Source organism: Actinomyces sp. oral taxon 170 str. F0386 (genome assembly GCF_000195595.1).
Taxonomy (GTDB): Bacteria; Actinomycetota; Actinomycetes; order Actinomycetales; family Actinomycetaceae; genus Actinomyces.
In genome coordinates this window covers 13508-37051 of record NZ_GL882526.1, presented here as the reverse complement: position 1 = coordinate 37051, position 23544 = coordinate 13508, and the positions used below count along the sequence as shown (strand labels likewise).

Sequence of the window (23544 nt, the reverse complement as noted above, 5' to 3'; positions counted from 1 at the left end):
GATGAGGGTGGCGGCTACAGGGTGCGCCAGGCTTCGCGCAGAACTCGCTTGGCGTTGGCGACCACGGGCCCGGTTGTCTGTCCCCCGAGTGGCTGAACCTCGAAGGAGACCACCGGCCGCTCCGGGGCGTCCTCGCTCAGGTAGCCGATCTCCAGCAGGCCCCGGAGGAACTCCCGTACCTCCGGTACACCGCACTCGCCCTTGGGGTGGGAGAACGCCGGGTGGAGGTCGCCGTAAGCCGGATCGGAGGGATCGCGGATGACGCAGCTACCGATATGTGCGTGGTTGATGTGCTCCTCGGTGACGGACAGAGCCTCGTGAATCGTCTCGCCCTGCATGGGGAGATGGGACAGGTCGACCATCAGACCGAAGTCCGGAATGGTCTTGCGAACCTCTCGCGAGAGCTCCACCGCCAGCCGATTGGTGCCGATGAGGGCGCACTTGTCGGTCGAGTCGTCGAAGGTCTCCAGTGACAGGGTCAGATCGCCCTTGGACGCGGCATAGCGGCCGATCTGGGTGATCGAGTCCGCCAGAAGCGCCAGCGCCTCATCCTGCCCCGTTGCCGGCTTCGGTCCGGAGAGGAAGCCGAACTTGCGTGCGCCCATCTCGTAGGCCTGATCGACGGCTTCCTTGAGGACCTCCACGGCCTTGGCGCGTTCCTGCTCATCAGTGGAGTTGAGGTTGAGCTTTCCCTTGAGGATGTAGGGCTGCGCGCCGAAGCCGACGGTCATCCCGGCAGTGTCGATGATCGACTTGGCGATCTTGCGCTGCTCGACATCATTGATGCGTGTGATCTCGATGGCGTCGAAGAAGTCGTCGACCGCGATTTCCTCAATCGTTCTGGCAATATCACCGTCGCCGCTGGCAGCGAAGGGGTAGGCCATAAAGTGTATGAGTCCGACCTTCATGTAGTCGTGTAGCGATGATTTCATTCTATTTTCCTTCCCAGTCTGATGTCGGATGGTGAAAGCGTTCGCGTTTGTTCTTTCTAGGCCTTGCGAGAGATCGCCCGGCGCGCCGCGTCAGCGATGTTCTCGGCACGCAGTCCGAAGTAGTCGAACAGCTCGTCCATGGTTCCCGAAAGTCCGAAAATGTCGCGGGTACCGATGCGCTCCAGCGGAACAGGAAGGTTCTCGCCCAGAACCTCGGCGACAGCTGATCCCAGGCCGTTGAGGATGGAGTGCTCCTCGGCGCTGACCACTGCGCCTGTCTTGGTGGCCGAGGTGACGATCGCTTCGGCGTCGATGGGCTTGACGGTGTGGACGTGGAGCACCTCGGCCTTCACGCCTTCCGTCTTAAGAATCTCGGCGGCCTTGAGTACTTCGGAGAGGATGCAGCCCGTGGATACGAGGGTCACGTCGGATCCCTCTCGCATGGTGACTGCCTTTCCAATGGTGAAAGGCGTTTCCTCTCCGGTGAGCTCCGGAACCGGGAGTTTGCCGACACGCAGATACACCGGGCCGTCGAACTCGTAAGCCGCCAAGGTGGCCTTGTGCATCTCGGTGGCGTCGGCGGGCACGATCACTGTCATGTCAGGGATGGCGCGCATGAGGCCGACGTCTTCCAGGGGCAGGTGGGTGGCCCCCTCCTGGGCGGCGGTGGTGCCGGCGTTGTGTCCGGCGATCTTGACGTTTCGCTGGCAGTATGCGACCGACACGCGAATCTGGTCGTAGCCCCGACCCGTCAGGAAATTCGCGTAGGCGTTGGCGAAGGGAACCTTTCCCAGAAGGGACAGGCCTGCTGCGGTGCCGATGATGTCGCACTCGGCGATGCCGATGTTGACGAACCTCTCCGGGTAGGCATTACGGAACCGGATCGTGTAGTTGGGTGTTGCGCAGTCCCCATCGAGGACGAATACGTCGTCGTGCTGGGCTCCCAGTTCCAGCAGGGCTTGCGCGTACCCATCGCGCGGTTCTTTCATCGCGGTCATCGAAGTTCCTCCAATGCCAGTTCGAGTTCTTCGTCCGTGGGGGCGAGGCCGTGATATTTCGAGGTGTTCTCCATGAATGAGACGCCCTTGCCCTTGACTGTGCGTGCGATGATCAGAGTTGGGCGTCCGATCGTGGAATTGGCCTGAGTGAGCGCCTCGTCCACCTCTTGCATGTTGTGTCCGTCGATATCGATGACGTGCCATCCGAAAGCACGCCATTTGGCGTCTATGTCGCCGAGAGATTTCACGGAGTCAACGGGGCCGTCAAGCTGAATGCTGTTGGCGTCGAGAATGGCGCACACGTTATCCAGATCGTGGTCGGAGGACGTCATTGCGGCCTCCCACACCTGACCCTCCTGGATCTCACCATCGCCGAGCATGACGTAGTAACGAGAGTCCAGCAGGTCGTACTTCGCCGCCAGCGCTGCCCCATTGGCCAGCGACAGTCCTTGACCCAGAGAACCGGATGAGGAGTCGACGCACTCAAGGTGCGTGTTGGAGGGGTGCCCCTGCAGTCGAGTGCCCAGGTCTCGGAAGGTCATGAGCTCGTCATGGTCAAAGTAGCCGCGAGCTGCCAGGACCGAGTAGTAGGCGGGTGTGCAGTGGCCTTTGGAGAGGAAGAACATGTCTCGTTCTCGCCACTGGGGCTCTTCCGTGCGGATATTCATGTGGCGGAAGTAGAGAACTACCAGGATGTCAATTGCTGACAGTGATCCTGCCGGGTGGCCGCTACCTGCGTGGTGCACCATTTTGACAATGTCCCGGCGGCACTGCCGAGCAATGCCTTGCAGCTTCTCGAGTTCTTGTGTGTCCACCATCATCCTCCTTTCGTGATGCGGGATTACTCTCGACGTCGTCGCAACGTCCCCGCTGTTTGCTGGTGGATTGTTGTCTGCTGGGGGCGGGGACATCCCGCCCCCAGCAGACAACGGACTGGTCACAGGCCCAGAATGGAAGCGAGCAGGGCCATTCGGATCGACACCGACTGCAGAATTGCGCGGAAATGCAGCTGGTGCTCCGTGTTATCGATACGCAGATCCATCTCGCCCTTACGGCGCGGCAGCGTGTGGGTCACGTAGACCTTGTGACCCTTTTCTGCCTCGTCCTTGAGGGTCTCGTAGCGGACGAAGTAGCGGTCCATGAGAGTCTTGAACTCTTCCGCCTTGGCTCCGGCGGGGGCTGAGCAACCCGGGAGGTAGATGAGGTCCTGGCCGCGCACGAACTCGTTGAAGGAGTCCTGCTCGAAGTCGAACTCCTCTCTCACCTGGGCACCCAGGTCGTCGTGGATCCGATTGATGATGTTGGTCGGTGTGCGCCGGTCGGAGTCAGAGGCGATGGTGACGTTCGCTCCCAGACGGGCCAGCCCGTAGGCCATGGAGTGCCCGGTGCGAGCCTCCACCATGTCGGGGGATACCACAGCCACGTTGAGCCCCTCGATTCGACCGAAACGGCGCCACAGCGTGTAAAGGTCAAGGAGCGCCTGGGTCGGGTGCTCCCAGTGCCCCCACCCACCGTTGATGACTGGGCACTCCGCGGACTCGGCGCCTCGGCGGGCCTCCTCCTCGTCGTAGTGCCGCAGAACGATAAGGTTGGCGTACTGCGAGACGCAGCGCATGGTGTCCTCGATGGACTCCTCTTTGGCGACGGAAGAGGTCACCTTGGGGTTGGCCTCGACGATGACGTTGCCGCCCATGCGCTCCATGGCTGTCTGGAAGCTCATGCGTGTACGCGTGGAGGGCTGGAAGAACATGAGAGCGAGCATGCGGTCGTCGAAGAGGTCGACCTTGCTGCGATTGAACAGCTCGAGTTCTTTACCCAGCTCGAAGAGGTTCAGCAGCTGCTCGTTGGACATGTCGTTGATCGAGATGAAGTTCTTGCCTACGTGGTCGACGGCGTCGATGAGGCCCTTCATGGAACGCATGTACTTGGACATGGGTGACTCCTAGTCGTGTTGTTGGGGTGAGTGATGACGTATGAGTGATGTGCTTGAAGATGATGGAGTGGTGAGAATCTGATCGCTCATGCGCGGGCGATCATGCGACCGTGCATGGAATCGCGGTCCACGGTGCGGCCGCGCAGAATGATCGTGTGGACGACGCCTCGTAGAGTCCGTCCGTGGTAGGGGGAGATTTTGTTCTTGTGCTCAAGGAACTCGACGTCGACGTCGAAGGTCTCCTCCGGGTCGAAGATGACAAGGTCGGCGTCATTGCCTGCGCAGATTGAGCCCTTGCGGTCGACCTTGAAGGTGCGGGCGGGGTTGGCGGCGAACCAACGCGCGATGTCGCTCAGCTCGACACCGAACTCCTGCCCCGCCGTCCATACCGCTGGAAGCCCCAGCTGCACTGAGGAAACACCTCCCCAGGCCTGGCCGAAGTCGCCGCTCTCCTTGCGCTTGAGGTCCACCGTGCACGGGGAGTGGTCGGAGGCGATGTGATCGATAATGCCGCTCTTGAGGCCCTCCCACAGAGCGCGCCGGTTGGCCTCCTCGCGCAGGGGAGGGGCGCACTTGTACTCAGTGGCACCATCGGGGATCTTCTCGGCAGCGAAGGTGAGGTAGTGGGGACACGTCTCCACCGTCACACGCAGGCCCTCCTCCTTGGCTCGCCGAATCGGCTCCAGAGCCTGAGCGCTGGACAGGTGCAGGATGTGGACCCGGGCACCGGTCCTGCGAGCGGCATCGAGGACGTGCTCGATCGCTGCGTTCTCAGCCTCCGGTGGGCGTGAAGCAAGATAACTCGCGTAACGGGGGCCGAACTCCTGAGGGGCGCCGGCAAGGATCTCGGGATCCTCGGCATGCACGATCATGACCGCCCCCAGGCGGGAGATCTCTTCCAGGTCCTCCTCGATCTCCCGGTAAGGGAGACAGCCATACTCGTCGATGCCGGAGTGGGCCGTGAAGCACTTGAAGCCGAAGACCCCTCTCTCCCACAGAGCGGCGAGGTCATCCTTGTTGCCGGGAACGGCGCCTCCCCAGAAGCCGACGTCGACGGAGAGCTTTCCGGTTGCGGCGGTGCGCTTGAGGTCGAGATTATCCACGTCCACTGTCGGAGGATCGGAGTTGAGGGGCATGTCAAGAATGGTTGTGATTCCCCCGGCCAATGCTGCACGGGTGGCGCTCTCATAACCTTCCCACTGGGTTCGCCCCGGTTCGTTGACGTGGACGTGAGAGTCCAGCAGGCCGGGCATAAGTACCTGTCCTCGAGGAACATTGAGCTCCTCGTCCGCGTTCACGGACGTCCCGAAGGACTCGACGGCGACGATCTTCTCGTCCTTGATGACGACCGTGGCGGGACGAACCCCGTCAGTAAAAACGGTCTTTTCTGCGTGGATCAATAGGTCCGCGACCGTGGTAGACATCTTCTATCCTCCTTGATGAGATGCATTGCGTATCGGTGATGAGGGTGAATCGGGAGCCTGCTGCTGCAGGTCACCGCGCCACTGCTGCAAGATCTGCGTCGAGATCCACCTTGGAAGCGGCCTCAACCGCTCTGATGACGTAAGGGTCGTTCCGGGAGACGTAGTAGTGCACGATGAATGACAGCACTGCACCGATGAACCATGAGAAGGGGCTGAGGAACTTGCACCATGACAGCGGAACGACGGCCACGATGATCGAGGGAATGGACGTGACAACGAAAGTGGCGACAGCTCGCATATTCCAGCCGTTCTTGAATGAGTGCATGCCGTTGGCCTTGAACAGCTCGGAAACCTGGACCTTCTGTCGACGCAAGAGATAGTAGTCGGCGATGATGATCCCGAACAACGGCCCCAGAACCGCCCCCAGAGCGGCCAGGAAGATGTTGACGATAATGGGGTTGTTGTAGAGGTTCCATGGAGTAATGATCAGGGCGATGACGGCTGAGATGATTCCTCCTCGAACGAAGGTGATCTTCGATGGCCAGGCGTTGGCAAGGTCGTACGCAGGCGAGACGAAATTCGCGACGACGTTGATTCCCAGGGTGGCGACTGTAAAAGTCAGTGCACCCAGGACGGACGCCAACGGGGAGTCGATCTTCCCAACCAGCTCAACGGGATCGTAGATATACTCGCCGTAGATCTGCTTAGATCCTGCCGTGACAAGCACGGACACGACTGAGAATGCAATGAAGTTGACCGGAAGCCCCCACAGATTAGCCATCCAAACAGCCTTGCGTGACGGTGAGAACCGAGAGAAGTCACAGAAGTTGAGTAGGAGGGTGGCGAAATATGTGACAGTGAGCGCGATTGCAGCCAGGAAGGCGTGCACCGGCCCCCATTCGGCGGGTTTGGAGGGGACTGACAGCGAGATGTGCCACCCGGCTTGCCTGAGAACGTAGATCGTGAGAACAAGCATGACGATCCACACCGCGGGGCCGGCGAAGTCCTGGAACTTTCGAATGGTTTCCATGCCGTTGCGCAGAAGCAGCAGCTGCAGTGCCCACATGAGCAGGAAGGCAGCCCAGCCGAGTAGGCTCTCGCCAAGGAACCGCTGTCGGCCGTAGTCGGTGATGTTCGGCCATATGTCGGCGGCCAGCACGATGACAGCCCGAGATGCTAGCCAGGTCTGAATTCCGTACCAACAGATGGCTACGAAGCCGCGAGTGAGGGCGGGAACATTCGAACCAATGGTTCCGAAGGAGATGCGAGCCAGAACGGGATAGCAAAGCCCGGTCTTCTGACCGGCAAAGCCGACCAGGTTCATAATGAAGAAAACGATGACAATACCTACAGACAGGCTGGCGAAGACGTACGCCGCTCCCAACCCGAGGGTGAATAGTCCGGCTGCGAACGTGTACCCACCGATGGAATGGATGTCAGACATCCACATGGCAAAAAGAGAAAAGAATGACCAGTGGCGTTCTTTTGCCGGTGCCAGGTCGTCATTGATCAGGTGGGCGTCCACATCGACCTTGGGTTGTGTCTGAGATGCTGATGAAACTTGCGTACTCATGTCGGTGGTGCCTTTCTGTCAATAGTTCTATGTCTGCTCCTGATTCTCAGTTGGTAATGGTGGTTCCTGCCTTGCCGTCAAGGGCGTCGGCGAGGCGGTCCAGGGATGTGATGATGACACGCTGGCCTCCATTTTCGAGGAACTTGATAGCCGCCTCGATCTTGGGGGCCATGGAGCCGCTTCCGAACTGCTCTGCCGTCAGGTAGCCGGCAGCCTCATCGGCGGTCATCGTGCTGATTCCCCTTTGGGTCGGAGAGTTGAAATCCAGGTAGACCTGATCCACGGCTGTGCAGATAATGAAGTCCTCGACCTCGAGGCTGTTAGCCAGGAGGGATGAGGCCAGATCCTTGTCGATGACCGCCTCGCGACCACGTATCGTCCCGTTCTCGCGAGTGACGGGGATTCCGCCTCCGCCTGCGGCGATCACCATGACGCCTGAGCTGATAAGCGACTTGATGATCCCGAGCTCGATGATGTCGATGGGCTGTGGGGAGGCGACAACGCGGCGAAAACCGCGACCCGCGTCCTCCTTAACGACCCAACCGTCCTCCACCCGGTGCTTTTCCGCTTCTTGCTCGTCCATGAAGGAGCCGATGGGCTTGGTCGGTGAGTCGAAAGCCGGGTCGTCGGGGTCGACAACGGACTGGGTGACGATGGCGGCGATGTGACGCTCGATACTACGCTCCGTAAGTACGTTGCGCAGATTGCGGGCGAAGAGATAGCCCGTGGCTCCTTGGGTGTCGGCACCGAGTACGTCTAGGGGGATGGCGGGAAGTTCTCCGAGGGCCAGCTCGGCTCGGCGCAGAAGGAATCCCACCTGCGGTCCGTTGCCGTGAGTGATGACCGGGTTGTACCCCTGCTCGACGATGTCGGCGATATAGGTACAGGTCTCTCGGATCGCCTCGGATTGGTTGTCGGTGGAGATTTGGTTCTTCTTCTTGATGAGGGCGTTCCCGCCGACGGCGATGACGATGCCTCGATTATTCGTCTGCACGATAGATTCCTTTCGGGCGCAACGTTGCGCCGCTTGGTGAGTGGACGGAGTTGGAGAGAGAGGTGGGGTGGGGGTTCAGGGCTGTAAGGGCCAGCCGGCGAGTGACTTGGGGCGTGGAGGCGCGTAGGTGCGGATCTTGGATGTGGTCAGCCTCAGATTCACGAGGCCCTCGGCGAGCATTGCGCCCGCCGCCACTCCCTCGACGACCGGGATTCCCAGGAGCTCGCTCAGCTCCCGGTCCAGTCCGGCCATGCCTCCGCATCCCAGCACGATCGCCTCGGCCCGTTCCTCCTCCACTGCAAGCCGTGCCTGCTCGGTGATGGCCTGCTTGGCGACATCGGCGTTCTCGAGCTCGAGAACGCCGAGTCCGGTGGAGCGGACGGCTGCGCACCGTCGGTCCAGACCGAAGCTCAACAGACGATCTTCGATCAGTGGGACCGCGCGATCGAGCGTGGTGATGACCGAGAACCTGCTGCCCAGGAGCATGGCGATGTGAGCCGCAGCCTCGGTCATGTCAACAACGGGAACGCTGAGGAGCTCCATCAGTCCCTCTTTGCCATGTTCGCCGAATCCGGCCAGAACGACGGCGTCGAACTCTCCGTCGTATTGGGTGACTGCGTCCATGACGGCGGTGGCCGCCAGGTAGGACTCCATGTTTCCCTCAACAGAGGGGGCGCCGAAGGTTGGGGTGACCCCGACGATCTCGGTATCTGCGCTGACGACCGCCTGGGCGGCCTCGGTAATGCTGTGTGTCATCGACTCGGTTGTGTTGACGTTGACCGCAAGAATCCTCATTGATCCTCCAGGTGTGGCGACATCCGCATCAGCAAATTTCGCATGATGGAATGTATGTTTCATACAACGCAAGTGTAGGTCAGTTCATATGTGAAGCACAATACTCTCCTCAGAGGTCAGACATCTGATATCTGAAGCGGCTCTGACCTGCTCAAACAGATGCAGTTGTGCTCAATAAGGTCTCATGTCCCTGGGTCTTGACCCTAGCGGTTCTCGTCTTCCTCCAAGGCTGTTCCGGTGGCCTGAAACGCTGCGTTCTCGCGGTATGACCCCGACTGGGACGCCTGGTGGTGCCCGAGGGGCCGGAAGTGAGGTCGCGAGGGGTTGGGACTCTATACTCGAGCCGTCCCGAGGTCCTTCGGGGCGCACGAGGCTGTGCGAGCACGGCCTCAGCATCCTTCTGGCGAGTCTGCCCGCATGAGCGCTGAGACCTTGTTTCGTGAAAGGAATACGCCATGACAACTTTTGACAACGCGATCACCCGTCGGCAGGTGACCTACCCTCGTTACGCCAAGTACCTCGACCGTTTCGCGCCGCTGACTGTCGCCTCGGTGGCCTTGGCCTTCGTTGCTATCCTCTCGATGGTCGCCTTCGTGGCGTCGGTGTTCGGCGGCAACCTCGTGTCGATGGCACTGTCTCTTGTGACCACGGTCGTCTCAGCCGCGATCGGCCTCTACCTCGCTGACAAGGTCTCCCACTGACACCTTCACCTACGTCGCCAGCATGTCTGCCTCGACTGATGTACCCCGGCGCCCGTCGGCGCATCACGCTTGTGTGACGGTCAGGGTGGCCGCGATCTCCTCCGCGGCGCTCATCAGTGCTGGAAGAATGACATGGGTCATGTGTTCTGCGTTCATGCGTGAGGGAGGACCCGATACTGAGGCTGCGAAGAGGCTGTTGCCTGGAATGCCCATAGCCATGCAACGAACGCCCAGCTCCTGCTCCTCGTTATCGATGGCGTAGCCGTGTGAGGCGATTTGCTCGATCTCTGCTTGGAGCTCACCTCGATTTGCCAGAGTGTGCGAGGTGAAGACCGGGAGCTTCATGTGGTGAAGCAGAAAGGTACGGTGTTCGGAGTCCATGGATGCCAGGAGCACCTTGCCCACGCCGGTGGCGTGCAGGCAGACTCGATTCCCCACCTGCGTGAACTGACGCATGGACTGTGTCGATGTGCGATGCGCGATGTACAGAGCCTCGTCGGCGTCAAGCATTGCCACTGCTACCGACTCGCCTGTGGCCTGGCTGAGCCGGTCAAGAATATCCTGGAGGGCGGCCCCCACGGATCGACCGGCGGTTGTCGTCAGAGCGAAGAAGGCGCCTCCGATGGAGTACTCGCCCCGAGCCGTCTTGATGACGTAGCCTCGCGAGGCCAGAGTTCGCAGGATGCGGTGGACTGTGGGGCCCGGCAGCCCCGTACGTTGAGCGAGCAGAGCGAGTGACGAGCTCGTCCCGTCCTTGGCCAGTTCTTCGAGGACAACAAGAGCTCGGTCGACAGACTGGATGACGGGGCCCTGGTTCTGGCCGTGTGTCGCCGGCTCGGCCTGTTCCGGCAACGAGCGGTTCAGTTCCGGGTCTGCCTTGCGCTGGTTCAGGAGCGTCATCGTCGGTAGTGGCTATCTCTCAAGGGTGCGAACTACCTCGGTCAACGAGGCGGACGTGCCCACGTTGCCCGGGAAGACGATATATGGAACGCCTTGCGCCAGGCCGTCTTGAGCCGCCCACAGGGAGACGATACCCGGCAGCATCGGACCGATGCAGCGGGCGTGGCGGATGTCGAGGCCGCGGGCCGCCACGTCCGACGACGTGATTCCCCCCTTGGCGACGACGAAACGAGGCACAACCTTCTCCACGATCCTGTGGATCGTCTCAACGACGGCGTCGGATACGCGGCGAGAGATGTCCAAGGACTCATCGGCACCCGCGCCCACCACAAGACGGCGGGAGGTGTTGATGATGACGGAGCCCTGCCGCAGAGCTGCGATCGCCTCGTTGACAACCGTTTGGATGTGCTTCTCGCGGGCGTCCGGGTCGATGACCGTGGCGACGTCGATCTCGAATCGAGCCAGTTCCACGTGGGAACGAAGATCGTCGAGCTGGCTGGTGGTGAGAGCCACATGTGACCCGACAACGACCAGGCCGCCGGGCACAGTGGGGCGCTGCGGTGTTCCAGAGGTGTCCCGGATGCGCATGACGTCCTGCGACGTCAGAGGAGCTCGAGGTTCTTGGCCGATGCGCGTGCGCATGAACGGCGGACCCACCCGGTAGATGAAGTGCTGTCCCTGGTCCTCGGCTCGGATAAGAGCCAGGCTCAGCGCGCGCAGGTCCTCCTCAGCCGCAATGTCTGGAGCGATCACCTGACGGTTGGCTAGAGAAGACAGGTCGCCGGCAAGTCCTTCAGGGTCGGTTCTCACCTTGGTGAGGCTGAGGGTGGAGACCGTGCTGGCGGGGATTGCGCCCCCAGTCTTCTCCTCCACCCACTCGCTCAGGGGTGACGTCTTGTACCCGAAGGTCGCGTCCCGTGCGAACTCCGTCTGGCTGACAGGAAGATAGTCCTTACCCACGCGAGCGTAGTGAGTGCCGCCCACCGTGATGCGACCAGCCTCGGGGAACGCTGGTACGAGGACCACCCCGTCCACGTTCTGCCCGAATGAGGCCAGGACCTCGGCGATCGTGTCGGGCTCCAGCGGGAAATGGCCTCGCAGAGTCGAGTCCGAGCGGGTGGCGAAGGCGAGGGTGACATCGAGGTCCTGGGCGGCGGACACGGCATTGGTGACGGCCTCAATGGTGATGCGCCGCGCCTCGTGCGGATCGAGCGAGCGCGAGTTTGTCATAACGTAGATGGCAGGGGCATGCTCAGCCAGCGCCCACTGAAAGTCCTCGACGTCCCACGCCATGAGAACGGGCAGATCCGTGACGGACTGGGTGCCGGTCGGATCATCGTCCAGCACGATGAAGACCGGATCGGGATGCTGGCGGGCCTTGATGGCTGTCCGGACGTCGTCGGCCGTGAAGCTTGGGCTCGGCGGATAAAGAGCGAGAAGCTCCTCGTACATGGGCACAACAATCTCCTTAACGTCACCGTTGGCGTAAGCGCACAGCACGAACCCTGCAAAGACGGGAGCGCTGAGTGTTCCTGGCAGGATAACACCTCAGAGCGGTTGAGGCCCCTCAGTTCTCCGCCTCCTGACGCTGGCGCGGAGCCATGTGTGCGCTCATGGCATCGGCGGCTCGTTGAGGGTCTTTGGCCTGGAGGGCCTCCAGAACATCGACGTGCTGGGTGACGACCAGACTGCGAAACGCGGGATCGGAGGCTGCCTGTCGGCGGGCTGCAACCAGGGCCTCCGTCAGAGAGTTCAGGGACGAGGCGATATAGATGTTGCCGGTGGCCTCCAGGATCGTCCCATGAAAAGCGAGGTCCGCATCCACGGCCCTGTCGATGTCATCCTCAGCGTGGGCCTGTTCGTAGTCGGCCTTGTACTGAGCCAACGACTCCAGCTGCTCCTGCGTGCACCGCTGAGCCGCGAGTCGGGCGGCTCCGACCTCGATGATCCGACGCAGCTCCAGCACCTCCTGCTCGATGTCATGGTGATCGCTTCGCAGCAGTGCGACGTGGGTGATGAAGCGAGGGTCGTGCCAAAGCCGGTAGGGCTGGACGTAGGTGCCCGTGCCGTGGACGACTTTGAGGACTCCGCCAACGGCCAACGACCTGATCGCTTCACGCATCGTTGTCCGAGACACGTCTAAGAACCGGGCCAGCTCGGCCTCGGCAGGCAGTGGAGACTCCTCTTTGAACACTCCATCGCAGATGGAGTCGAGGATCTGAGTGATGGCCTTCTCGACCCGATCGCGTCCCATACGGCCTCGATTCTCCTCGGTATGTGTTTTTTGCCGACGACTTAGTGTCAGAATCTTGACGTTATGTCAGTTGCTGTGGACAGCGAGACGGACGTTTTGCGTACCCATCGTGCGCCGACGCCTCGCGGTGACTCTCAGGACGCCAGGGTGGTGAGGGCGCATCGCGTGTCCGGGCTCCAGGTTATCTACGGTTCGTCCGCACGGCAGCGCGAGACCAGGAGATCGTGTCGGCGCACGTGGTGCGGTCTCAGGTGCCCGCATGGCAGCGGGGTGCCGACCGGACTGCGCGGGACAGTGAGGCAAGGGGAGCGATCCCCGTTCCGTGTGCCGCACCGAGACCTTACGGTGACATCATGGCTCATCGTCGACGCAGCGTCATCCGTGTCCTTCTGACCGCTCTCGCCCTGGCTCGTCCGGGTGGGCTGACGTCTGTCTGAACGTCTGCCGGGAGCAGCCTCGTGCTCAATCGGTGCCCAGCTGCAGGCGGTCCCAGGACCGGTAGGTGAGCCAGGCCCCGATCGCGGCGATCGCTATCGGAACTACCAGCAGCAATGCGCTGACGTCATCATGGTTCATGGTCCAGGCAACCGGGATCGACCATGGGGTGTAGGCGCCGAGGCCGAATCCGGCGGCCAGGTTGGTGACGACCAGGATCGCCAGTGTCAGCCCGATGCCGGCCAGGTAGCCACGCCACCACGTCGCCGCCCACATGACCGGCAGGACACCGGCGCCGAGCACCACCGAGACAAGCAACAGCGTCGCGAAGCAGCCGGCGGCTCCTGCCGCCCCCAGGCCGAGCAGTAACCCCGCCGTCATCAGTAGCGTCGCCTCGCCGGCTCCCAGCAGAACCGCCCAGGACAGGGTCACCACCATCTTCGCCGTCGCAATGGTTCGCAGGGACGGCGGGATGGCGAACAGGCCCACAATGGTTCCGTCGGTGAACTCCCGCCCCACACTCCAGGACATCACCACACCCACAGCCAGGAGAATCGTCGCGCTCACGCTCGTCGCCCCCAGACCGGTATAGCCGCTCCAGCCCGCTGAGGTCACCATGGACGCCGCCTTCCGCCCCATGTCGGTGTCTCCGGCATGCATCGCGGCGGCATAACCGCCGGCCGTGGTGACCATGACCAGGGTGAGAGCGGCGATCGTCGCCACGCGCGTCACCGTGGCCCGAGCCAGTTTGCGGGCCTCCAGGCCGATCACGATCCCGAGAGCACTGCGATCCATGGCCATCATGAGACCTCCGTCCGTTCACGGCTCGTGTCCGCGAGGGCGTCCGGCCCCGCCCCCGACTCCAGGGCAGTGCTGTCTGCGGCCAGGTCCGCCGCCAGGACGGCGTCGAAGAAGACTCTCTCGAGGTCTGCGCCTCCGGGGCGGCCGGGTTCCTCGGGCACGATCGTGTCGATGATCCGCCCTCGGTGCAGCACCTCGACCCGGTCGGCGAGGCGCGTGAGCTCATCGAAATGGTGCCCGGTCACCAGCACCGCGCCGCCGCGCCCGGTCACCTCCCGCAGCAGATCCCTGAATCCGACGACGGCGAGCGGGTCCAGTCCGTTGGTCGGCTCATCGAGGACGACGACGTTCGGCTCATGAGCCAATGCTCCCACCAGCCCCACCTTCTGGCGCGTCCCCAGTGACAGGCGGCGTACGGGCACATCGAGCCAACCGGTCAGCGCCAGCACCTCACTCATCCGTTCCACTGCCCGCCCGGTGTGCTCGGGATCGGCCCCGTGGAGGCGGGCAGCCGCCTCGATGTTCTGCCGGGCCGTGAGCTCGGGGTAGGAGAATGGCGTCTCCACCAGATGACCCACCTGTCGCCACACATCCCTGGAGGTGGAGGCGATATCGCGGCCGTACAGGAGAACCCTCCCGGCCCTGGGGCGGAGCATGCCGAGGATGACGCGCAGGGCCGTGGTCTTCCCGGCGCCGTTGAGACCCACGACGGCGCGGCACTCGCCGTCGGCGAGTGAGCAGTTGAGGTCGCGCAGAACAGACTTCCCCTGCAGAGCGACGTGGACGCCCACGACCTCCAGGACCGGCGCTGCCGTAGCGCTCATGATTCCCCCAGGAGGCTGAGAAGACCTCGACTGAGAACGGTTACCGCGTCTCCGTCGGTACTGGTGGCCGTACCGGTTGCTCCGGCGTCGGGCGCGTTGTTCTCACCGGCCCAGGCGAGCAGGAGACTGGTGGTGGCCCCCATGACGGCACCGGCTGCGGCCCTGGCCGCTGCGTCGTCGACGCCCGGAACGATGAGCGCCTCGGCGATGGCTCGTTCGGTCTCCTGGCTCGCGGCTCGCGCGGCAGCCGACAGCGACGGCGTACGAGCCGCCAGGCGGATACGGTCCCGGAACTCCCGCGAGGACATCTCCTCGCGCGCCGACTCCCGATCCATCGCCGCAATGAGGCCGCGCACCGCCCGGGTCAGCGGACGCCACCGCCGCGGCTGAGCGCGCACCGCCTCGGCAATGAGTGGATCGAACATGTCTGCCACCACCACGGCCTCCTTGGTGGGGAAGTGGCGGAAGAAGGTCATATGGGAGACTCCGGCGGCCTTGGCGATCGCGGTGACCGGGACGGTATCGAATCCCTGCTCGGTGAACATCCTCAGGGAGGTTCGACGGAGCAGGTCGGCGGTTGTTGTACGGGAACTCACGAAAGCGATGTTAGTCAGTCACAAAATGTTAGTCAATAACATTCGCTGGCCAGAATCCTCTCCTCCTTCAGGGGGTCCGGCTGTTTGATCCACACCGGAGTCCTCGCTCGATGGAGACGGGCTCCTCTGAGATGAAGACGTCCATGACGGGCCTGCAGGTGAGCCCGCGGGGTGCCGTCGTGGACAACGCGAACGCAGGTGACCGGTGTGTCTATGAAAGATTCTCAAGGATGCGAAGGAGGCTTGTCTGCTCTGAAGCGGTCGTGGGTGACGCCGGGTCGCTGCTTGTCCTACGGAGCGCCCAGGATGTCGTTGAGAGTTCCTGTGGCCGTTTACGGGAGGTGTCCGGGCTGTCTGAGGTGGTCGTCCGGGTGGCCAGTATCGTCGGGGTGACGTGTTCGATCCGTTCGCTGGGGATCAGGTGGTGATCGGTGGGCGGCTCGATCAGCCGCGGCAGGCCGTTTCGTCGGCAACGTTCAGGTTGCCACTGATCATACGGGTCTCTCGGTGTGGGCCGAACGTTGGAGCCCGGCTCGACCCATGCATCACCGCCGCAGCCCTGGTCGGACCGCCGGCCCGGCCGGCCTGCCTCTGGCGTGAATCCTGAGTGTGAGATTGCACATGCTGTACATGTGCGATATAAACAGTATGTGCACATCGTCCTCTCCCGGACGTCCGGGACCCCCATGTACGAGCAGATCGTCGATCAGATCCGCCGAGCCATCTGGTCCGGTGACCTGCCCGCCGGGACCTCTCTGCCCTCGCTGCGCCGGCTCGCGAGGGACCTCGAGGTCTCCCTCATCACCACCACCCGCGCCTACAACGACCTCGCAGCGGCCGGCCTCATCGCCAACCAGGCCGGCCGCGGCAGCTTCGTGCTCCCCCAGGACGAGGCCGAGACCCGCGAACGACTTCTCGCCCGGCTGGACTCCCAGCTCGACGACGCCGTCGCCACCGCGCGCCTGGCCGGCCTCGACTTGCCCGACCTCCACGAAAGGACCGCACAACGATGGACCAACGAGACAAAGACCGGCGAGAAGCCGTCCGAGAAGGAATGAACGGCCCGGAGCCCGCGGACGCGGCCCGCCCGGGGCCCGCCGATGCCATCCGCTTGGACGCCGTCGTGCGCCAGCAGGGGACCTTCACCCTGGGACCCCTTGACATGACCGTGCCCAGCGGCCTGGTCACCGGCTTCGTCGGCCCCAATGGGGCCGGCAAGACCACCGCCATCAAGGCGATGCTTGGTATGGTCGGCATCGATGCCGGTTCGATCAGCGTGCTCGACGGCGCCCCCGGGACCCGTCACGGGCGCATCGGCGTCGTCCTGGACTCCCTGGCACTGTCCCGGGACTGGACGGCCGTCTCCGCCGCCCGCAGCCTGGGGCGCTTCTACCCCGACTGGGACCAGGGCCTGCTCGACGACCTCCTGGCCCGGCTGGACGTGCCGGCCCGGGTCAAGATCAAGGACCTGTCGCGAGGGCAAGGTGTCAAGCTCGCTCTTGCCCTCGCCCTCGCCCACCGGCCCGAGCTCCTCATCCTCGACGAGCCGACCTCGGGCCTGGACCCGGTCGCGCGCCTGGAGGTCCTCGACATCCTCCACGACTTCCTCGTCGCCGAGGGACGGACGGTCCTCTTCTCCACCCACATCACCTCCGACCTGGAGCGAATCGCCGACCACCTCCACATCATCGGGGCCGGTCGCACCCGCTTCGCCGGGCCCCTGCCCGACCTCGTCGAGCAGTGGGCGATGGCCCGCGGACCCGTCTCCGCCCTGACCCCCGAGGTCGAGGCCGTCCTGACCGGAACCCGGCGCAACGGGGCGGGCGCCTTCTCGGGGCTCATCAGGACCGCAGACACCGCCGTCTTCGGCCCCGACGTCCTCATCGAGCCCCCGTCCATCGACGAGGCCGTCGTGGCCATGACCCGTGGCCCGGAGCCCGATCGCCGCAACGCTCGCTCCGTTGCGGAGCTCGCCGAGAAACACTGAGAGAAGCACCGGAAGAATCATCGAAAGAGGCACTGATATGCACGTCACCTGGAACCTGCTACGCACGGAGCTGTCCGCCCATGACACCATGCTGCGCAGCTTCGTGGTTGTCGCGGCCATCATCTCCGCGGCGAACCTCGCCATGGGCGGGGCGACGCCGGCCATCGCCGTGTGCATCCTGACAGTCGCCTTCCTGCCCACCTCCCTGTTCGCGCAGGACGAGCGCGCACGCCTGGACACCATGTACTCGATCCTGCCGGTGACGCGTGCGCAGTTCGTCATCGCCCGCTACCTGTACGTCGTCCTTGTTGCCGTCGCCGCGACCCTTGTGGGCATTGTCGTCGCACGGGTCAACGATGCCGTGCGCGGCCCTGGGGCTGGGGTTCTGCCCCTGTCCGTGGCGGGGGTTGCGGGCCTGGCTGTGGCGGTGCTCGGCGTGATCGTCGCCATCCAGCTCCTCCTCTTCTTCTCCCTGGGCTACACGCGCACGGGGATGTACGCCTACGGCGCGACCATGGCCCTGATGTTCGCCTTCGGTTTCCTGATTAAGAAGTTCCCCGATCTGACCGCCACCATCATCCGGTGGGCGGGCTCGGCGTGGACCGGGGTGTTCGGACCGGGAATCGCGGTGGCGGTGCTCGCCGTGTCCGCCGCGGGTTCGGTGCGCCTCTACCAGCGTCGGAACCTGTGACGATTTCAGTGCTCTCAGCCGAAAGTCACTGGTGGCGAAGGCGTGGCACGCAGACCGTCTCCGTCCCCTTCAAGCGGGGCGAGCGACTGGACTCATAGGGAGCGGGACGGGCTTGCCGTCGCAGGGGCGGCGGGCGCCACAGTCGCCAACCGGTCGGGCGTCGCTGCCGGCCGGCGCCGGCGTCGTAGCATGAGGCCATCTCACCCAAAACCTCGGGAGGAAACCGATGCACGAGCCCATCAAGCTGGTCGACCGCGTCCAGGCCATCAACTGGAACCGCCTCACCGACGACAAGGACCTCGAGGTCTGGGACCGCCTCACCGGCAACTTCTGGCTGCCCGAGAAGGTGCCACTGTCCAACGACGTGCAGTCGTGGGCCACCCTCAACGAGGCCGAGAAGAACATGACCACCCGGGTCTTCACGGGCCTGACCCTCCTGGACACGATCCAGGGCACGGTCGGCGCGGTCTCCCTCATCCCGGACGCCCGCACCCCCCACGAGGAGGCGGTGCTCACCAACATCGCCTTCATGGAGTCGGTCCACGCCCGCTCCTACTCCTCGATCTTCTCCACCCTCATCTCGACGGCGGAGATCGACGAGGCCTTCCGCTGGAGCGAGGAGAATGAGAACCTTCAGCGCAAGGCCCGCATCATCCTGGACTACTACCGCGGCGACGACCCCGAGAAGCGCAAGGTCGCCTCCACCATGCTGGAGTCCTTCCTCTTCTACTCCGGCTTCTACGCCCCCATGTACTGGTCCAGCCACGCCAAGCTGACCAACACCGCCGACCTCATCCGCCTCATCATCCGCGACGAGGCCGTCCACGGCTACTACATCGGCTACAAGTACCAGCTCGCCGTGCGCGAGTCCTCGCCCGAGCGCCAGGCCGAGCTCAAGGACTACACCTTCGAGCTGCTCATGGAGCTCTACGACAACGAGGAGCAGTACACCGAGGACCTCTACGACGAGCTCGGCCTGACCGAGGACGTCAAGAAGTTCCTGCGCTACAACGCCAACAAGGCCCTCATGAACCTGGGCTACGAGGCGCTCTTCCCGGCCGACGCCGTCGACGTCAACCCGGCGATCCTCGCCTCCCTGTCCCCCAACGCCGACGAGAACCACGACTTCTTCTCCGGCTCGGGCTCCTCCTACGTCATGGGCACGGCCGAGGCCACGCAGGACGAGGACTGGGACTTCTGAGCGCAGGCGGCCGGAGGTGGGGAGCACTTCCCCGGGTGGTCTCCCCATAGTGGGGAGAATTGATGCGGTGCACAATTTCGGTGTTCGCAGCGCGCCAGAAAGGAACTCCCATGCGCTCCACCGTCAAGGTTCTCTCCGCCGTCGCCGCCCTCGCCATGGCCGCCGGACTGTCCGCCTGCGATGAGCAGGACATCGCCCAGTCCTCATCCGACGGAGCCACCGCAAGCAGCCCCACCAAGGAGGACTCGGGTTCCACGGCGTCCTCGGACTCGACCTCGTCCAAGGACTCCAAGAGCTCGAAGGGCTCTGAGGACAAGGATGGTGAGACCACCAAGTCCGGCTCCAAGATCCAGGAGATCAAGCCGGTGACCTTCAAGGACGAGCAGATCAGTCTCACGCAGACCTGCGACAAGGCCATTGAGGACTACGCGGCACCGAAGTTCAAGCAGAGCAGTGGTAGCGGCACGGTGTACCTGCTTCACTGCACGCTTGAGTTCAGCGGAGACATCGGTTACAGCAGCACGCTCTCAGATTCCACGTCGCTCCAGGACAAGGGGGACTCCTCCCTCAAGGCGGACGAGTACGGGAGCCTGCTGGAGGACGACATGAAGGATGACGGCCTCAAGGTCCTCGGTTCTGATGATCGCGGTTCCCGCAAGGTGGAGGGCTGGTTCGCCTTCGCCTCCGTGGGGGAGACGACCAAGCTGAAGCCGTTCTCCGAGGGCACCACCACCATCGTCTACGACCGCGAGGACGGAGAGAGCTCCCAGACCGGCAAGCAGTACCCGGCGTACTCCGACACCCAGGACCTCGTGCTGAAGTAGTCCTGACGTCGTTGTCTTCTCGGCGGCGTCGGGATTCCCGCCGATGTCATCTTCTGCTGCCGCGTCCTCCGCCCCGCAGGCTCGGAGGACGCGGCAGCGTGTGAGGCGTCGGCTCGCGGTGGTAGCCGGCCCTCCGGCGTCGGACACCTTGGGTAGCGTGAGCCCATGACGACACCCGAGGAGACTCGCCCCCGCCCGACGGCGCCACCCGTCTACCGGGACGGCCCGTCCAAGATGTCGGAGGTCGACGCGCGCTCCTGGGGCGTCGACGACGTCCTCGACTCCGTCTTCTTCGCCATCGCCGCCGTCGCCACGCTGTGGCTGGCCTGGTTGCTCATCGGCTCGGGGTGGCACCTCGAGCCGGCGCTGGTGGTCAACTCCCTGCTGTTCTGGGCGGTCCTGTCCTACCTCGCCCTGCCGCGTCTCCACCAGGTCCTCACCTGGCTCTACGTGCCCGACTACTTCATCGGTCGCACCCGTACCCCCGACGGGCTCCTGGGCGACCCCGTCAACCTCGCCGTCAAGGGCGACGAGGAGGACATCCACGAGGCGATGGTCGCGGCCGGCTGGGTGCGTGCCGACCCCATCACCCTGCGCACCTCCTGGGGGATCATCGTCTCCTCACTGCTGCGCCGTTCCTACCCGGCCGCTCCGGTCTCCAACCTCATGCTCTTCGGGCGCAAACAGAGCTTCGCCTACCAGAAGGAGGTCGAGGGCAACCCCTCCCAGCGCCACCACATCCGCTTCTGGTACTGCCCGCACGGCTGGGTCCTGCCCGGCGGCGGGCACGTGGACTGGCTGGCCGCCGCCACCTACGACCGCGCCGTCGGCCTGAGCGTCCTCACCCTCCAGGTCACCCACAAGATCGACGCCGACATCGACATCGAGCGCGACTATGTCGTTGATGACCTGCGATGGGCCAACGAGGCCGCCGAGCTCGAGATCTGGCCGGACTTCTTCGCCTCCTACCACGACAAGAACGGGGGAGGGGACCGGGTGGTCACCGACGGCGCCCTCCACGTCCTCGATCTCAACGAGGTGGTCCCCGGATCCGACTCCGGGCTCTCCCTGCGCCTGGCCCGCCTCGCCGACCTCGAGGCCCGACGTCGCCGCCCCAGCCAGCTCGTCATCGCCCTGGTGCTCATCGGGCTCATGGTCGCGGTCGAGATCGTGCGCGCCGCCCGCATCGATGTCAGCCACCTGCTGGAGGTCGCCCCGATCCCCGGCATGGACCAAGAGGCGGTCACCGTCGTTGTCGCTGTCATCGCCGCGGTGTCCGCCGTACTGACGCTCATCACCGCCGCCCTGGGCGTGGCTGCCTGGCACGGGCACCCGCACGGCCGCATCGCCCTCATGGCCACCCTCGTCCTGGGCATTGTCACCGACATGGGTCAGGTCTCCAGCCTCGGGGTCCGACAGGCCACCCTCGGTCTGGTCGTCACCAGTGCTCTTCAGGTCCTTGCCCTGCTGGCGCTCTCGGCCCGGCAGGTCCACGAGTGGGAACGGGCCCGAAAGGAGGAGCGTCGAGCCGCCCGTGCCGGTGCACAGGGTGACCAGGTGGCGGTTAGGGTGGACTCATGAGCGAGTACCTGGCAGGACCGCAGGACGATCGCACTGGCAGTGCTGGCCCGGCAGCTCGGTCCGGCCGGCACGTCAGCCGTGTCAGCCGTGCTAGCCACGTCGATGAGTCCCGTCCCGTTGACGGTGATCGCGAGCACGTGCGCTTCGGCATCCCCTTCAACGGCGTCGTCCCCATCTGGCACGACGACGCCACCATCACCTGGCACCGGCCCGCTGACGGCACCGACCTGTCCAGCGTCCTGGGCATGGGTCTGGTGGAGTCCGAGCCCGGCCCAGCCCAGGCTCCGGCCGGCTGGCAGGAGCAGGTGGAGACCGGCACCCTGACCGACTCCGGCCGCCTTCTACTGCTCAAGGCCGCGACGCCGTCGGGACGCCGCGCCATCAACGACCCCGGCGACGGTGCCCCCGTCCCCCTGGAGGCGCCGCTGAGCTACGAGAAGGCCATGGAGGGGGTCTTCGACGTCGTCAGCTTCGGTATCCACATCGGCCGCATCATGCTTCGCGCCGCCCGCGACGGCGGCATCATCCTGTTCACTCTGCGCGCGCCGCGCGACCCTGAGCCGCACCACATCCTGTCCGTGCCCGCGCAGGTCGATGACCGTGGCGTCATGAGCTTCCACCTGGGGACTCTTCAGGAGATGGAGGGCGGCGCCTGGGACTCCGCCACCCACCAGGACGGTATGGCCCTACTCGACCTCACCATCCCCTACTCCGACCTCGTGGCGGAGGCCGGACCCAATGGCGAGGAGGGGCTCGACGCCGATAGCGTCCTGGAGATGGCGCAGCCGGTCATCCAGTGCATCCTCAAACCCGGCTTCCCCTTCGCCCTGGGCGCCTCCATACTCCTGCCGCAGGCCGGCTGAGCCGGGGCGCGCTCAGGCGGTCGGCGGGGCGGTCGAGCCGCGCACAAGGAGCTCGGTGGGGATGATGATGCTGCGGCTGCCATCCAGAGGCCCGGAGTCCGCCTGCTCCAGCACGAGGCCCACCATCTCGCGACCGTGCCGCTTGAAGTCCTGGCGCACGGTGGTCAGCGGCGGGAAGCTGTACTCGCCCACGGCCAAGCCGTCGAAGCCGACGACCGAGACGTCCCTGGGCACGCGCCGGCCCTGCTCGTGCATGGCCCGGATGAGGCCCAGGGCCAGCTCATCGTTGGCGCAGAAGACGGCCGTCACCTCAGGGTCCGCGGCCAGACGAAGGCCGGCCTCGTAGCCCGCAGCGGCCTCCCACCCGCCGGGTACCGGTTCGGGAACCTCTCGTCCCACCTCCTGCAGGGTCCTGGTCCAGGTCGCCCTGCGGATGAGGCTGGACTGGGAGTCCTCGGGGCCGCACACGTGGTGGACGGTATGGTGCCCCAGCTCCAGAAGGTGCTTGACGGCGTTGCGCACCCCGCCGGCCTGGTCCGCGCTGGCCGAGGGGTAGTAGTCCACGAGCGTGGAGTCCGAGACCGCCACCGGCATCGCGGGTGGCAGCACCAGCTGCTCACGCCCGGCCCGGCCCGCCTGCACGACGACGAGCCCGTCGATGGCCTGGTGGGAGAGGCGGTAGACGGCCTCGCGCAGGTCGTCGGAGGCAGGGCGCTCCACCTGGACGAGGTTGACGGCGTAGTCGGCGGCAGTGGCGGCCTCCAGCACGCCTGCGGTGGTCAGGGCCTCCCCGGTGCGCTGGATCTGCTGGGTCAGCACACCGATCGTCTTGAAGGAGCCGCGGCGCAGGGCCTGGGCGGCGCGGTTGGGGGAGTAGCCGAGCTGGTTCATCGCGCGCAGGACCCGCTCGCGGGTATCGGGCCGGACGTGCTCCGATCCCGCCGCCACGCGCGACACCGTTTGAGCCGAGACGCCGGCCAGGCGGGCCACATCGCTCATCGACGGCGCTCCCTGCGCGCCCCGGCTCTGCCCTGGCATGGCGCGAGGTTATCAGGATTGTCAGGGGTATCCGCATCCTGACTATGTGATGACGTTACCATATCGATCCTCCTCGGAGGTCGGTGGAATCAAAATCTTGTCCGTAGAGCTGCCTCACGAGAGGAGATCTCGTTTAGTATGTTAACGTCAACACAAAGACGTTGCACTGCTGCGCGTCCTCTGTTCCCGTCAACCCCCT

The 23544-nt window shown here is 64.3% G+C and carries 23 protein-coding genes; 8 read left to right on the top strand and 15 right to left on the bottom strand.

Annotation, left to right across the window (positions count from 1 at the left end; all coding sequences use genetic code 11):
• Positions 1 to 14: 14 nt before the first annotated feature.
• From HMPREF9056_RS03785 to HMPREF9056_RS03750, 8 genes are all read right to left on the bottom strand, one after another.
• On the bottom strand, positions 15 to 932 hold the full coding sequence (locus HMPREF9056_RS03785; RefSeq protein ID WP_009402957.1) for a sugar phosphate isomerase/epimerase: 918 nt from the start codon (positions 930 to 932) through the stop codon (positions 15 to 17).
• A gap of 56 nt (positions 933 to 988) precedes the next feature.
• Positions 989 to 1930: a transketolase family protein gene (locus HMPREF9056_RS03780; RefSeq protein WP_009402955.1), complete on the bottom strand. Its 942-nt coding sequence runs from the start codon at positions 1928 to 1930 to the stop codon at positions 989 to 991.
• Positions 1927 to 2751: a transketolase gene (locus HMPREF9056_RS03775; protein ID WP_009402953.1), complete on the bottom strand. Its 825-nt coding sequence runs from the start codon at positions 2749 to 2751 to the stop codon at positions 1927 to 1929. The genes HMPREF9056_RS03780 and HMPREF9056_RS03775 overlap by 4 nt, the downstream gene beginning before the upstream one ends.
• A 116-nt stretch (positions 2752 to 2867) precedes the next feature.
• Positions 2868 to 3863, bottom strand: a complete 996-nt coding sequence (locus HMPREF9056_RS03770; protein WP_009402951.1) for an aspartate carbamoyltransferase — start codon at positions 3861 to 3863, stop codon at positions 2868 to 2870.
• 86 nt (positions 3864 to 3949) lie between these two features.
• Entirely contained in the window at positions 3950 to 5287 is a 1338-nt protein-coding gene (allB, locus tag HMPREF9056_RS03765; protein ID WP_009402945.1) for an allantoinase AllB, read from the bottom strand.
• Between the two features lie 70 nt (positions 5288 to 5357).
• A complete protein-coding gene (locus HMPREF9056_RS03760) occupies positions 5358 to 6860 on the bottom strand; it encodes an NCS1 family nucleobase:cation symporter-1 (RefSeq protein WP_034513692.1) in 1503 nt (500 codons plus the stop codon).
• Positions 6861 to 6906: 46 nt separating this feature from the next.
• Complete coding sequence (gene arcC / locus HMPREF9056_RS03755) at positions 6907 to 7854, bottom strand: carbamate kinase (protein ID WP_009402943.1); 948 nt, start codon at positions 7852 to 7854, stop codon at positions 6907 to 6909.
• Between the two features lie 75 nt (positions 7855 to 7929).
• Positions 7930 to 8649: an aspartate/glutamate racemase family protein gene (locus HMPREF9056_RS03750; protein WP_009402941.1), complete on the bottom strand. Its 720-nt coding sequence runs from the start codon at positions 8647 to 8649 to the stop codon at positions 7930 to 7932.
• Positions 8650 to 9104: 455 nt separating this feature from the next.
• On the opposite strand from HMPREF9056_RS03750, the gene HMPREF9056_RS03745 reads away from it, so the two are divergent.
• Positions 9105 to 9350 (top strand): hypothetical protein, encoded by a 246-nt coding sequence (locus HMPREF9056_RS03745; RefSeq protein ID WP_009402937.1) that lies wholly within the window; start codon positions 9105 to 9107, stop codon positions 9348 to 9350.
• Between the two features lie 63 nt (positions 9351 to 9413).
• Here the strand turns inward: HMPREF9056_RS03745 and HMPREF9056_RS03740 are convergent, their stop codons facing one another.
• From HMPREF9056_RS03740 to HMPREF9056_RS03715, 6 genes are all read right to left on the bottom strand, one after another.
• Entirely contained in the window at positions 9414 to 10250 is an 837-nt protein-coding gene (locus tag HMPREF9056_RS03740; RefSeq protein WP_009402935.1) for an IclR family transcriptional regulator, read from the bottom strand.
• Between the two features lie 12 nt (positions 10251 to 10262).
• The gene (locus HMPREF9056_RS03735; RefSeq protein ID WP_009402933.1) at positions 10263 to 11702 is read right to left on the bottom strand and encodes a four-carbon acid sugar kinase family protein; all 1440 of its coding nucleotides are present in this window, start codon (positions 11700 to 11702) and stop codon (positions 10263 to 10265) included.
• Positions 11703 to 11817: 115 nt separating this feature from the next.
• Complete coding sequence (locus HMPREF9056_RS03730; RefSeq protein ID WP_009402931.1) at positions 11818 to 12504, bottom strand: FadR/GntR family transcriptional regulator; 687 nt, start codon at positions 12502 to 12504, stop codon at positions 11818 to 11820.
• 462 nt (positions 12505 to 12966) lie between these two features.
• Positions 12967 to 13743 (bottom strand): ABC transporter permease, encoded by a 777-nt coding sequence (locus tag HMPREF9056_RS03725; RefSeq protein ID WP_009402929.1) that lies wholly within the window; start codon positions 13741 to 13743, stop codon positions 12967 to 12969.
• Positions 13740 to 14564, bottom strand: a complete 825-nt coding sequence (locus HMPREF9056_RS03720; RefSeq protein ID WP_009402927.1) for an ABC transporter ATP-binding protein — start codon at positions 14562 to 14564, stop codon at positions 13740 to 13742. Before HMPREF9056_RS03720 ends, HMPREF9056_RS03725 begins: the two co-directional genes overlap by 4 nt.
• Positions 14561 to 15160 carry a TetR family transcriptional regulator gene (locus HMPREF9056_RS03715; RefSeq protein ID WP_253269915.1) on the bottom strand — a complete coding sequence of 200 codons (600 nt, stop codon included), beginning with the start codon at positions 15158 to 15160 and terminating at the stop codon, positions 14561 to 14563. The genes HMPREF9056_RS03720 and HMPREF9056_RS03715 overlap by 4 nt, the downstream gene beginning before the upstream one ends.
• A 650-nt stretch (positions 15161 to 15810) precedes the next feature.
• Between HMPREF9056_RS03715 and HMPREF9056_RS03705 the strand changes: the two genes are divergently transcribed.
• From HMPREF9056_RS03705 to HMPREF9056_RS03675, 7 genes are all read left to right on the top strand, one after another.
• Positions 15811 to 16218 (top strand): GntR family transcriptional regulator, encoded by a 408-nt coding sequence (locus tag HMPREF9056_RS03705; protein WP_009402921.1) that lies wholly within the window; start codon positions 15811 to 15813, stop codon positions 16216 to 16218.
• On the top strand, positions 16215 to 17147 hold the full coding sequence (locus tag HMPREF9056_RS03700; protein ID WP_009402919.1) for an ATP-binding cassette domain-containing protein: 933 nt from the start codon (positions 16215 to 16217) through the stop codon (positions 17145 to 17147). The genes HMPREF9056_RS03705 and HMPREF9056_RS03700 overlap by 4 nt, the downstream gene beginning before the upstream one ends.
• A gap of 37 nt (positions 17148 to 17184) precedes the next feature.
• Complete coding sequence (locus tag HMPREF9056_RS03695; protein WP_009402917.1) at positions 17185 to 17838, top strand: ABC-2 transporter permease; 654 nt, start codon at positions 17185 to 17187, stop codon at positions 17836 to 17838.
• 226 nt (positions 17839 to 18064) lie between these two features.
• Positions 18065 to 19039: a class 1b ribonucleoside-diphosphate reductase subunit beta gene (nrdF, locus tag HMPREF9056_RS03690; protein ID WP_009402907.1), complete on the top strand. Its 975-nt coding sequence runs from the start codon at positions 18065 to 18067 to the stop codon at positions 19037 to 19039.
• A gap of 110 nt (positions 19040 to 19149) precedes the next feature.
• Positions 19150 to 19863: a hypothetical protein gene (locus HMPREF9056_RS03685; protein ID WP_009402905.1), complete on the top strand. Its 714-nt coding sequence runs from the start codon at positions 19150 to 19152 to the stop codon at positions 19861 to 19863.
• Positions 19864 to 20097: 234 nt separating this feature from the next.
• Positions 20098 to 21444 (top strand): LssY C-terminal domain-containing protein, encoded by a 1347-nt coding sequence (locus HMPREF9056_RS03680; protein WP_034513708.1) that lies wholly within the window; start codon positions 20098 to 20100, stop codon positions 21442 to 21444.
• Positions 21441 to 22307, top strand: a complete 867-nt coding sequence (locus HMPREF9056_RS03675; RefSeq protein WP_172635235.1) for a hypothetical protein — start codon at positions 21441 to 21443, stop codon at positions 22305 to 22307. The genes HMPREF9056_RS03680 and HMPREF9056_RS03675 overlap by 4 nt, the downstream gene beginning before the upstream one ends.
• Before the next feature lie 12 nt (positions 22308 to 22319).
• Here the strand turns inward: HMPREF9056_RS03675 and HMPREF9056_RS03670 are convergent, their stop codons facing one another.
• Positions 22320 to 23306: a LacI family DNA-binding transcriptional regulator gene (locus tag HMPREF9056_RS03670; protein ID WP_034513689.1), complete on the bottom strand. Its 987-nt coding sequence runs from the start codon at positions 23304 to 23306 to the stop codon at positions 22320 to 22322.
• Positions 23307 to 23544: the final 238 nt, after the last annotated feature.